Source organism: Streptomyces mayteni, assembly GCF_054783955.1.
Genome location: NZ_BAAGPR010000019.1, coordinates 29,434 through 39,878, shown reverse-complemented (window position 1 = coordinate 39,878; position 10,445 = coordinate 29,434). Strand labels below are relative to the sequence as shown.

Sequence of the window (10,445 nt, the reverse complement as noted above, 5' to 3'; positions counted from 1 at the left end):
CAGTCAGAGCTCGGTACCGTTCAGTGGCTTGGAGGCGAGCGGCGGGAACTCTCCGAGCGGTGGCCGGCCGTACCGGGCGACTCCGGTCATCGCTCGCAGGAGTTCGTCGATGCCCTCGAGGGTCAGTTTCCTGACGTCGTAATGATCCGCCGTCCATCTCTGCAACATGTCGGGGATGTTTTCCACCAACTCGTGAGGCAGGACGACTGGCAGCACTTTGGCCGTCCACACGTCACGGTCCGCGTGGAGCTTCTCCATGATGAGCGCGGACTCGCTCCGGATGCCTGGATTATCGGAGCCCTTGAGTTCGCCGTCGAACGCCATACGGCAGACGGGGGAGGCGAGGACGGTGACGAAATCGACCCGATTGATGAGGTCACGTGCCCAAATCGCCCAGTTCTTACGGCGAGTGACGTACCACTGGTCCATGTGCGCGTCGACACCGTTGGCGACAAGGAGATTGGCGAACTGCCGAGCGTACTCCTTGTGCCGAGGGGAGTCGTGCGCGTAGCAGATGAACAGGGAGGGGTGGTATTCCACATCTCGTTCCGAGACCGCGGCGGAGAGTGAGGGGGTGACGACTCTCGAGGCTTCCGGCGGGACGGAGAGACTCAGGCAGAAGTTGGCCGGCGACGGCATGGGCCGATATGCGACATCGGGACCGACGTCGAGGTCGTACCGAGCGGAGAATTCCACGTGCTGTTCAAGCTGTCCGGCGGACACGAGCAGGACGACCCAGGCAGCGTACGAGCCGGGAAGAACACCGGCTTCGCCGAGGGCGACATGCCGCCACCGCACGCTCTGACCGCCGATGCCGAACATGTCAACCCGGTCCGTGGAAGCTGGAAGAAGCGCGTGCGTGGACGCGCCCTCCTCGCCCGGAACGAAGTTCAGGAATCGGTTGAGCACATAGGGCCTAGGGGCGTTCGCGAACGTTCCGGAACGAGGGAGCGCGTCGATGACGGTGACGTAATCCCCTTCCCCTCCGGGAACGAAATCGAAGGCAATTTCGAACCAGGGCATCCCTGGACAGCCGGGCTCCAGCTCCAGCTCGTAATTGATCTTGATGAAGTGGGCGTCATACCCACTGAACATGTCCCCAGGCGTGTCGATGCGGTCTATCTGCCAGTCCCGCAAACGAACCGAACCGATACTGACACCGTTCGGTCCCGAATCCATCCTCCTACCACCCTCCTGCACAAGGGTGAGATCGACACGGACATGGTTCTGTGAATCCACTGATGCGCCCTTTCGAAGCCTCACTGCTGCAGTGCCACACTAGGCACGCCTTCGCCGCCTCATAGGCCACTTCCGATCAACTGCCAGGCATTTGTCAGCTTTTCTACATGACTTCGCCGCAGTGAGCCGGACGAGCGTCCGGGCGCCTTCGACCGGGCTGCGTTCGGAGGCCGTAGAGCGGCGCGTTCGGCGACGAGGTGGGTGTCGAAGTTCTCCCAGACCAACGGGGCGGGCCGGGTGGGGCGTACTACGTTCCCAAAAGCCCGGGTCGCATGCCGCAGAACGAGGATCGTCATGACGTACACGCCGCCGCTCTGTCCCGTCTCCGTGAAGGGCATCGCTCTTGACGCCCAGGATCCCGTGCTGCTGCTGAGAAACGAGCGCGATGAGGGGGAATTGCCCGGCGATCGTCTGGAAATCGGCGGTCCGGATGTTGCCCCTCCGGCAGATATCAGCACGAAGGCTGCGTTGGAGACAAGAGATCCAGGCGGAAACCGGCTGGGAGGTCAAGGCCGGCCCGCTGATCGAGGGCGGAGCGTGGAACTACCAGCCCATCCCTGGACGAAGAGTACCAATCGTCACCCACGGCTGCACGGCACTGAGACCAGACCGGCCACCGGTCATCAGCCACGAACACGAGCAACTCGACGCAGGAGCAGGCGAACCGTCTCGCTGCCTGAGGAGTTGGTCCCCGTCCTCCAAGCGCACCGCGCCCAGTAACAGCGGCAACGGGCCCGGACGGGCGGCGCCTGGGCGGGCGGCGCCTGGGCGGAGCACGATCTCGTGTTCTGCCAGCCTGACGGCCGTCCCGTCGATCCTCGGGACGACTGGCAGGACTGGCAGGAACTGCTCCAAGCCGCCGGGGTCCGGGACGCCTGGGTGCACGACGGGCGGCACACCTCGGCGACGCTGTTGCTGGAGTACGGCGTCGACGTCCGCATAGTGATGGAGATCCTCGGGCACTCCGATCTCCGCGCCACGACCCTCTACACGCACATCGCGACGCCGCTCGCCGAGGAGGCCGCGCGGCGCATGGGACAGGCGCTGTGGGGCGCTACTGCTACGGAAAAATCCCAGGCCCCCGACAGTAACGTCGTTGACCTGGGCTTCTTCGAGAGCCGCCTGAGGGAATCGAACCCTCGACCTACGCATTACGAGTTGTCCGATCTCGTTCCGCTGGCGTCCGGTGGCGTCCGCGCGCCGGGCTCCGCTGCTGGTCAGTGCGCTTCCCGAACGTTGATGGACGGCGGCGGACGCCTTCGGACGGTCAGGCAAATGAGACTACGACTGAGACTCGCCGCAGAGTCAGGTGATGGCACACGCGGGCGCCGGCTACTGGGGCAGGAAACCGGGCTTGTCGCGCCCGAGGTCACGCAGGTGTGCTAGTGCCGTGTCAGGCAACGTTGGCCCTGTTGGTGATGTGCCGTGACACCTGAGCAGGGGTACCACGGCTGAGGCGTCGGCGGTGTGGGAGGCTGGGCCGGTGCCTGTGACCCTCCGCCCCCTGGTCGCCCGACACTTCTCTGCCTGGCTGGAACGCAGTCGAGCCGAGTACGCCAAGGATCTCGTTGCTTTGGGGCAGACGTCCGAGGACGCCTACCGGCATGCGGACGAGAGCATGGCTCGCTCCTTTCCGTCCGGGATACCGACCCCGGAGCACGTGGTCTTCGACGTGGTCGATGATGCTGGGGTAGCCGTCGGTTACCTGTGGATCGGACCGGACAGGAGCGACGACGCCGGTGCCTGGTGGATCTGGGACATCGTGATCGACGCCGACAAGCGTGGTCGGGGCCTGGGCCGAATGGCCATGCTCCTCGGCGAGGAATACGCCCGGGCACAGGGCGCTCATACCCTGGGGCTCAGCGTCTTCGGGTTCAACACCGGCGCGCGTGGCCTTTACGAGTCGCTCGGCTACGAGACGACCTCGGTGAAGATGCGCAAGAAACTCGATTGAGCATCAGGCGACGTTTGCCCTGCTGACGACGGCGTGTAGGCGCCGGTCGTCGGCGTGACGGTTCCGCCAGATGATGTAGCGGCGGATCATGCTGCCCTGTTCCTTGTGGGTGGCGTGGTCGGTGCCGTCGAGGGTGAAGTAGCGCAGAGCGGTGAACTGGGCCTCGATGCGGTTGAGCCAGGAGGAGTTCGTCGGCGTGTAGGCGATCTCGACGTTGTTCGCCGCGGCCCAGGTGCCGACTCGCTGGCATTTCCTCGTGGTCAGGTGCGGGGAGAAGTTGTCACAGACGATCGCGATACGGACCTGGGGCGGATGGAGGGTGCGCAGGTAGCGGCAGAACTCCAGGAACTGAGTGCGCTTCTTGATGGGCTTGATGTGGCCGTAGAGCTTGTCCTTGGCCAGGTCCAGGGCGGCGAACAGGTGCCGTACTCCGCCGTAGCGGTTGTAGGTCGCCCGCCGCCTGCGGCGGGGTTCGCGGTCGGGGTCCTTGTGTTTGCCCCCACGCTCGGCCCACTGCCGGCCGGGGTGCGGCATCAGGTTGAGCGGCCCGAACTCATCCATGCAGAAGACGACTTCAGGCTCACCCTCCTCGGATATGACCTCGCCGTCGGCGATCGCGTAGAGGTGCTCGACCCTCGCCTTCTTGGCCGCGTAGTCGGGGTCACGGGAGGTCTTCCAGGTCTTCAGCCGTTGAAACGAGACGCCTTCCTCGCGGAGCAGGATGCGCAGGCCCTCGTGGCTGATGTCGTCGACCACCCCCTCGGCGACCAGGAAGTCCGCCAGCTTGGTCAGACTCCAGGTGGAAAAGGGCAGGTCGTGCTCGGTCGGCTTGGACTTCGCGATCTTCTTGATCTCGCGCCGCTCGGGCAACGTGAACGTCTTCGGCCGCCCGCCGGAGTACTTCGGATACAGCGAGTCGAAGCCGTCGGCGTTGAAGTTGTGGATCACATCTCGGACCCGGTCGTCGCTGGTGAACGACACTTCTGCGATCTTCGCCACGGGCATGCCCTGCGCGGACAGCAGGACCATCTGGGCCCGTCGCCAGGTCACCACCGATCCGCTGCCCCGGCGGATGATCCGCAGCAGCCGCCGGCCCTCGTCATCATCGATCTCGCGCACGTGAACTCGTTCCGCCACCCGCACACGGTGACCGCCGCCCGCCATCCGGCGAAGGACCCCGGGCGGCGCGTCACATCACAACAGGGCAAACGTTGCCTGCTACGGCACTAGGTAGTCCTGAGCGGCCGGAGCGTCGCTGAAGTCGTTCCGCAGCACCGCCGCAAGCTCTCGGCTGGTCATGATGAGCGACGGCACCGACTGCCTGTCGCCGACCAGCGCCCGCTCACCGTGGATGACCGCCTGCTCCACGTCTCCCTCACGCGCCGCCGCGACGCCCAGCGTGACCCGTGCTTCCGCGTTCCGCATGGGCATGCGCTCGGTGCCGTCGAAGTCGGTCCCCGCCCGCAGAACCTCGTCAGCGAGCGTGCGCGCGAGGCGGTCCTCACCGGCCAGCCGGTAGCAGTCCATGGCGTAGAAGTCGAACTTCGCCGGGTCGACGACGAAGTGGTGGTCAAGGTTGTCCGGGTGCGGCATACCTTCGAGCAACCGCCGCCCCTTGTCGAGGGCCACCTCCATCTGTCGGCGGTCCCCGAGCCGAGCCCACGCTTTCGCCTCCTGGCCAGCGAGCTGCACCGCCACGCCGTGCGTGGGGGCGATCTCCGCTCCGGCCCGGGACGCGGCGACGACCCCCCGGTAGTCGCCGGTGGTGAGCGCGAACCACGCCTTCATCTCGTGAGCCCACCCGGCCACCTCGGTGTGACCGGCCTCTGTCGCCAACGAGAGCGCCGCCCGGCGGGTGGCTTCGGCGCCGTGGCGATTCCCGGTGTCGTACTCGACGCAGCCAACGAGCAGCGCGAGCCAGCCGGACAGCGCCAGAACCTCCCTATGTTGGGCCAGCGTGAGGCTCTTGTTGTGGAGTTCGACCACCCGCCGCATCCACTGCCTGCCCTCGAACAGGAGCTGTTCACTGGGCATGTACGGATACTCGGAGCACAGCCGGTCTGCCGTGATCCGGAGCGCGTTGAGTGTGGCCTCATCCACGTCCGACCGGTTCAGGCGGTTGAGGATTTCGAGCGTTTCCATGCCGGTAGCCGCGATGATTTCCGAGTTGCCATCTCGATGACTCGGGGCAGGGAATATCGCGTGTGTGACCGTGCCGAATGTCGCGGCGATGATCGGGCCGTAGAAGTCCCCTGGCAGCATGCCCGCTTCCCAGCGCTTCCACTGCCGGACCATGCTGTCGTCGCTCGGCAGCTCGGACGGCGCGTGCGCGCGTAGCGCCTGCACCGCCTGGAGCTGGGTCCACTGGCGCGCCTGCCGTTCGGCCACGATCCGTCGTGCCCAGTCTGGACGTTCGTCGCTCATCAGCCCTCCTCGGGTGCCCATGCGAGTCTGGGCCCTTGGGTGGGGGGACAGTCAAGGGACTCAGGGGGACACGTCGTGTCCCCCTGTCCCCAAGGCGCCGCCCCCGTCATGTCACTTATTCCCAAGTCCCTTCCCGGGCATGGTGGTTGTAGGTCATGCATCACCGGATGGGGGGCGTTCTTCGAGCGCTTCCAATCGTTCGGTCAGGGATTGGATCTGGGAGCGCATTTCGATGATCTCGTTGCGGATGTCTTCGCCTTCAGGCTCGCCTTTCGAGACGAATACGCCGCGATTTCCTGCGGAGAAGATCAGTCCTTCTGCGCGCAGGATGTCTAGGCCGTTCTGCACGGTCTGCGAGGCCACATCGAAGCGCGCGGCAAGGTCCTTGCGCGTCGGCAGCTTGGCGCCGGGGCCGTACTTCTTCCCTTCCCCAATCTCGTTCCGAAGCTGATCGGCGATCTGCACGGCCTTCGGCCGGGGGTCATCGGTGGCGAGGCTCATGCTTCGAGCCTACTCACCATCGCGCGCTAGTTCGTGCTGGCGTCCAGTTGACGCACTAGTGTGAGCTAGTGCATGCTAGTTTCACTTCAGGCCGGACGGCCCCGGAGAAGGCGGCTACGCCGCGCGCTCCGACCGTTCGTGACCTGCGGTTTCTTGAGAACTGAATAGTGAGCAAGAGGCGGGTTGAGAGTCCCGTCCCCGTGACGACCGGGTGATGTTCGTCGGCGGTGTCTGTACGTGCTGGCTCTGGAGAACACCTCACTGTTCGAGGTGCCACCCAGCGCGGTCGCCCCGCTGTCGCGCCAGAGCGGATTCGATGGCGCGCCCGATCACGAGGGCTCGGGACCGGCCGCCGCCAGCAAGCGGCGTCCGGTGAAGCCCGTCCGTACGTCCGGAGGACTCATGCGACGCCGACATACCGAGGCGCCGCCGCGGCGCTGGCCGTGTCGGCCGCCACGCACTACTACGCCGACCGGCACGGCGGCCACTGGCTCGACGAGAACCCCAAGGGCCTCGTCAAGCTGGCCGCCGCCACCGGCCACGCCGGATGGCTCAAGCGCGACCCCGCCGCCGGCTACGCGCTGGACCAGTCCTGACACAAGGGCTGGATCGCCATCGCCGCCGCCATCGCCGCCTGACGGCCGCCTGTGCCTCCCCCTCGACCAGCGTGGTCGCGGGGGAGGCGCGGACGGCCGGACAGTCCGCCCGGCCCGGTGATGAGGAGACAGCGTGTCGAACACCGAGAACAACGGCCAGCAGCGCCAGATGACCCACTTCTACATCCTGACCCTGGAACTCCCCGGCCGCTCGCAGGCCAGCTACATCGGGGAACTCGCCGTCAGCCCGGGGACGCACCGCAAGGAGATCTACACCTACCTGCGCGACCAGATCACCGACCAGGACCCCAGCATGGCCCGGGCGAACCCCATCTACTTCACCCTCGACCCCCTCACGGTCTGACGCTTGCCTGATCCGCCCACCCAAGCGCCCCGCGCCGCAGGGGGGGCGGTGAAGGGGAGGTGTCAGAACTCCGCACCTCTTCCCGCTCGCGAGCGTGTTGCTCCCTCGCGGGCCACCCGCCCCGCCCGGTGTTGCAGCACCGGGCGGGGCCCTTCGACTTCCCTTCTCCCACCCCGGGGGCGGCGGCTCCACACCACATGCAGCCCGCCGCCCCCGGGGCCTTTCCGTTCACGTCGAGAGAACAGGAACCCCCGCAATGAGCATGAGAACGTTCGTCGGCGTCCATGAGGCACGCGACGGAGACGAGTTCATCGAACTGGCCCTGGGCACCCCGCTGGAACTGTGGCTGGGTGTCGAGGACGAGAGCCCCGAGGAGCGGGCCGCGCGGCTGGACGCCGGCCGCGACATCCTCGCCGACGACCCCGACCTGATCGACCGCGTGTCCCACATCGCCGCGCTGGCGATCGAGGAGCACGCCGCCGACCTGTTCGCCCCGGTGCTGCCGCGCCAGGCCGTGCGCCGCGGCAAGCGGGCGGTGACCGCATGAGCGAGCCGCGTTTGATGGGTCGCTGCGCGGCGGCTCATCCGGATGACCCCACGGGCTGCGAGGGTGCGGGGGACGTGGTGCGGATCGTGGATCGGAGCGGCAGGTCCGTGCTGGCCTGCGTCCACCACGGCGCCCGCCTGTACGCCTCGCTCACCCGGCCCCGCGTCTACCCGATGCCGGGCAGCGATGGCGCGGCCATCGAGGTCTACCAGCGCGCCCAGTCTCTCCCGCCGTTCTGCTGGCAGACCGAGAAGAGCGGTGGCGCGCGGTGAAGCGGCTGAGCAAGGTGCAGAAGATCGTTCTGGGCCTGGCGTTCGTGCCCATGCTGGCGACCGGGGTGATGGGCGGGATCGGCACCTACACCAACATCGAGTCCGCGTACGGCGCGGGCACGGCTGTTGGTGCGGTCTCGGCCGGTGAGGGTGCCACCGCTGTTCTGGCGTTGGTGTTGCTCGGGTTGACGCTGTTGGGACAGTCCTCCCCGGCGGTGGTGCGGGTGGGGTTGTGGCTTCTGCCCGCCGCCGCGGCGGCGATGGCGGTCACGGCCGCCGATGAACCGGGGCAGATGGTCATCTACGCGGTCACGCCGATGGGCATGACGGTCTCGGCTGAGGGCATGGCGTTCCTGGCCCGGCGGATCGTGGTGCACCAGTCCGGCCGGGACATCGAGGCCGAAGCGCGCGCGGCGGCGGTCGTGCAGGAACTCGCCTACCACCACGCCCGCGCCACCTCGCACCCCGATGAGCGCAAGCGGAAGGCGTCCCAGCGGCGTTCCTGGCGGTTGGCCCGGAAGGTCGGTCGGCACGACCCGACCCTGGCCGCCGGACTGCTGGAGATCCAGCGGACCCGACTCCAGTCGGGTGCCGACTCCGCTCTGGCCGCCATGTTCACCGCACCGCCTCAGCCGGCCCCGGCCGAACCGGAGGACGTAGCGGTTGAGCCCGCCCCGTCCGATCCGGTCCTGCCGGCGGTCATCCCGGCGGTCATGCCGCCGGTCACCGAGATGACCGCCCCCGCGCTCACGGTGGCCGCCGCGCCACCGGCCCGGAAGGCGGTCACGGTCACGATTCCCGAGGCGCCCGAGCCCGGTCACCAGGATGGTCATGCGGATGACCGCGAGAGGGACCACCCCAGCGACACCCCTACCCCGGGGCAGCTTCGACAGGCCGCCCGGCGCCTGAACCGCCAGCACGTCAAGGACACCGGACGCCCGGTGACCATCGACACGCTCCGCGTGGAACTGGGTCTGACCCGGCGGGACGCCACCGCTCTGCGCCGCGAAGTCGTCGGCACCACCCGCGACGAACACCCCGAGGCAGGGGTGCCGACGTGACCGGCCTGCGAGTCGGCTCGGTGTGCAGTGGTTACGGCGGGTTGGACATGGCCGTGACCGAGGTGTTCGGCGGCGAGATGGTGTGGGTGGCCGACCCCGACCCGGGCGCGGCGGCGATCCTGGCGCACCACTGGCCCGAGGTGCCGAACCTGGGCGACATCACCAGCGTGGACTGGACGGAGGTTCCGCCGGTCGACGTGGCGGTGGGCGGGTATCCGTGCCAGCCGTTCAGCGACGCGGGCTTGAGGAAGGGAACCGCCGATGACCGGCACATCTGGCCGCACATCGCCACCGCCCTTGGCGTTCTACGACCCAAGCTCGCGGTCTTTGAGAACGTCTCAGGGCACCTTCGACGGGGATTCGACGCAGTGCTCTCCGATCTTGCCCGCCTCGGGTTCGATGCGGAGTGGCGCACTCTCCGCGCGTCGGATGTCGGCGCTCCCCATCGCCGCGAGCGCCTGTGGATCCTCGCCTGGCCTGCCGACACCGCGGGCCCGGGATTGGAAGCGCGGCGGGAAGGACGGTTTGGAGGAAGCCCTGCTGCCGACGCCCCAGGCGACGGACGGCAGCAAGGGCGGCCCCAACCAGCGCGGCTCCTCGGGGGACTTGATGCTGCCCTCCGCGGTAGCGCGGTTGCTGCCCACACCGACGGTGGCGGACTCCCGGGGTACCCGGAACCGAACAGCGAACCGGCGGGACCCGAAGCCGACCACGAACGCGGCCGGGAGCACGCTGCTGGACGCGTTCTGGACTGGGGCCGTTACGCCGCCGCCGTCCACCGCTGGGAGGCCGTCCTCGGTCGGCCAGCTCCCGCTGCCACTGAGCCCGGACGTGGCGGACGCCCCCGCCTGAGCCCTCGCTTCGTCGAGTGGCTGATGGGCCTCGACGAGGGCCACGTCACCGACGTGCCCGGCCTGAGCCGTAACCAGCAGCTCAAGGCGCTGGGCAACGGCGTCGTCCCGCAGCAGGGAGCCACCGCCATCACCCACCTCCTCGACCGCGCCACCCCGCGCGAGACCAGCCGGGAGGCGGCGTGAGCGAGCCGATCGCCTACGCCGACCTCTGGCACCCGGTCATGCGGGCGGCGGGGTACCGGTGCCAGTGCCGGGGTGAGTGCGGCAACGATCACAAGAAGGGGCAGGGGCGGTGCCCGCGTGAGCACGACCAGCACGCGAGCAAGCACCGGGGCCCCGTGCGGCTGATCGCCGCCCCCGCCGACCCCACCCTCACCGGTCTGGCCGCCGCGCGAGCCGAGCGCTCCCAGCTCCGGGCGTGGTGCCCGGACTGCCACGACAACGCCCGCCGCGGCGCCCGCAAGGCCGCTGCGACGGCGCCCGTCGCGGATCAGGGCGGGCTGTTCGATCTCTAACTGGCCGGGACGCCGCGACGGCGCCTGGTGCACCTTTTCTTCTCCCCGGCACGGCCCGCTCGGCTTGGCGGCACGCGGGCCGTGCCGGTCCCCAACCACTCAGCCTGTTGGAGGACTT

12 protein-coding genes and 1 pseudogene are annotated in these 10,445 nt (G+C 68.2%); 9 read left to right on the top strand and 4 right to left on the bottom strand.

The window, feature by feature from the left end; translation table 11 throughout:
- Positions 1–3 precede the first annotated feature (3 nt).
- Positions 4–1,239, bottom strand: a complete 1,236-nt coding sequence (locus ACYVPE_RS11750) for a toll/interleukin-1 receptor domain-containing protein (protein ID WP_461033439.1) — start codon at positions 1,237–1,239, stop codon at positions 4–6.
- Positions 1,240–2,019: 780 nt separating this feature from the next.
- Between ACYVPE_RS11750 and ACYVPE_RS11745 the strand changes: the two are divergent.
- Positions 2,020–2,625 (top strand): annotated as a pseudogene (locus tag ACYVPE_RS11745) (tyrosine-type recombinase/integrase); the annotation flags it as partial.
- A 97-nt stretch (positions 2,626–2,722) separates the two neighbouring features.
- Positions 2,723–3,193 carry a GNAT family N-acetyltransferase gene (locus tag ACYVPE_RS11740; RefSeq protein WP_461033438.1) on the top strand — a complete coding sequence of 157 codons (471 nt, stop codon included), beginning with the start codon at positions 2,723–2,725 and terminating at the stop codon, positions 3,191–3,193.
- Between the two features lie 3 nt (positions 3,194–3,196).
- Here the strand turns inward: ACYVPE_RS11740 and ACYVPE_RS11735 are convergent, their stop codons facing one another.
- From ACYVPE_RS11735 to ACYVPE_RS11725, 3 genes are all read right to left on the bottom strand, one after another.
- Positions 3,197–4,330, bottom strand: coding sequence for an IS630 family transposase (locus ACYVPE_RS11735; protein WP_461033437.1), 1,134 nt, complete (start codon positions 4,328–4,330; stop codon positions 3,197–3,199).
- A gap of 81 nt (positions 4,331–4,411) precedes the next feature.
- Positions 4,412–5,617 (bottom strand): XRE family transcriptional regulator, encoded by a 1,206-nt coding sequence (locus tag ACYVPE_RS11730; protein WP_461033436.1) that lies wholly within the window; start codon positions 5,615–5,617, stop codon positions 4,412–4,414.
- Between the two features lie 153 nt (positions 5,618–5,770).
- A complete protein-coding gene (locus ACYVPE_RS11725; protein ID WP_461033435.1) occupies positions 5,771–6,118 on the bottom strand; it encodes a GntR family transcriptional regulator in 348 nt (115 codons plus the stop codon).
- A 443-nt stretch (positions 6,119–6,561) separates the two neighbouring features.
- On the opposite strand from ACYVPE_RS11725, the gene ACYVPE_RS11720 reads away from it, so the two are divergent.
- From ACYVPE_RS11720 to ACYVPE_RS11690, 7 genes are all read left to right on the top strand, one after another.
- Positions 6,562–6,714, top strand: a complete 153-nt coding sequence (locus ACYVPE_RS11720; protein WP_461033434.1) for a hypothetical protein — start codon at positions 6,562–6,564, stop codon at positions 6,712–6,714.
- A gap of 133 nt (positions 6,715–6,847) precedes the next feature.
- On the top strand, positions 6,848–7,078 hold the full coding sequence (locus tag ACYVPE_RS11715; RefSeq protein ID WP_461033433.1) for a hypothetical protein: 231 nt from the start codon (positions 6,848–6,850) through the stop codon (positions 7,076–7,078).
- Positions 7,079–7,340: 262 nt separating this feature from the next.
- Positions 7,341–7,625, top strand: coding sequence for a hypothetical protein (locus ACYVPE_RS11710; RefSeq protein ID WP_461033490.1), 285 nt, complete (start codon positions 7,341–7,343; stop codon positions 7,623–7,625).
- Positions 7,622–7,897: a hypothetical protein gene (locus tag ACYVPE_RS11705; RefSeq protein WP_461033432.1), complete on the top strand. Its 276-nt coding sequence runs from the start codon at positions 7,622–7,624 to the stop codon at positions 7,895–7,897. The genes ACYVPE_RS11710 and ACYVPE_RS11705 overlap by 4 nt, the downstream gene beginning before the upstream one ends.
- A 50-nt stretch (positions 7,898–7,947) precedes the next feature.
- Entirely contained in the window at positions 7,948–8,958 is a 1,011-nt protein-coding gene (locus ACYVPE_RS11700) for a conjugal transfer protein (protein WP_461033489.1), read from the top strand.
- Complete coding sequence (locus ACYVPE_RS11695) at positions 8,955–9,995, top strand: DNA cytosine methyltransferase (RefSeq protein ID WP_461033431.1); 1,041 nt, start codon at positions 8,955–8,957, stop codon at positions 9,993–9,995. Before ACYVPE_RS11700 ends, ACYVPE_RS11695 begins: the two co-directional genes overlap by 4 nt.
- Positions 9,992–10,327, top strand: a complete 336-nt coding sequence (locus ACYVPE_RS11690; RefSeq protein WP_461033430.1) for a hypothetical protein — start codon at positions 9,992–9,994, stop codon at positions 10,325–10,327. Before ACYVPE_RS11695 ends, ACYVPE_RS11690 begins: the two co-directional genes overlap by 4 nt.
- Positions 10,328–10,445 lie beyond the last annotated feature (118 nt).

Bases quoted from the DNA above. Each gene is read 5' to 3' on its own strand.
- ACYVPE_RS11725 (WP_461033435.1), bottom strand. From the start codon at position 6,118: ATGAGCCTCGCCACCGATGACCCCCGGCCGAAGGCCGTGCAGATCGCC.
- ACYVPE_RS11705 (WP_461033432.1), top strand. From the start codon at position 7,622: ATGAGCGAGCCGCGTTTGATGGGTCGCTGCGCGGCGGCTCATCCGGAT.
- ACYVPE_RS11710 (WP_461033490.1), top strand. From the start codon at position 7,341: ATGAGAACGTTCGTCGGCGTCCATGAGGCACGCGACGGAGACGAGTTC.
- ACYVPE_RS11730 (WP_461033436.1), bottom strand. From the start codon at position 5,617: ATGAGCGACGAACGTCCAGACTGGGCACGACGGATCGTGGCCGAACGG.
- ACYVPE_RS11700 (WP_461033489.1), top strand. From the start codon at position 7,948: ATGCTGGCGACCGGGGTGATGGGCGGGATCGGCACCTACACCAACATC.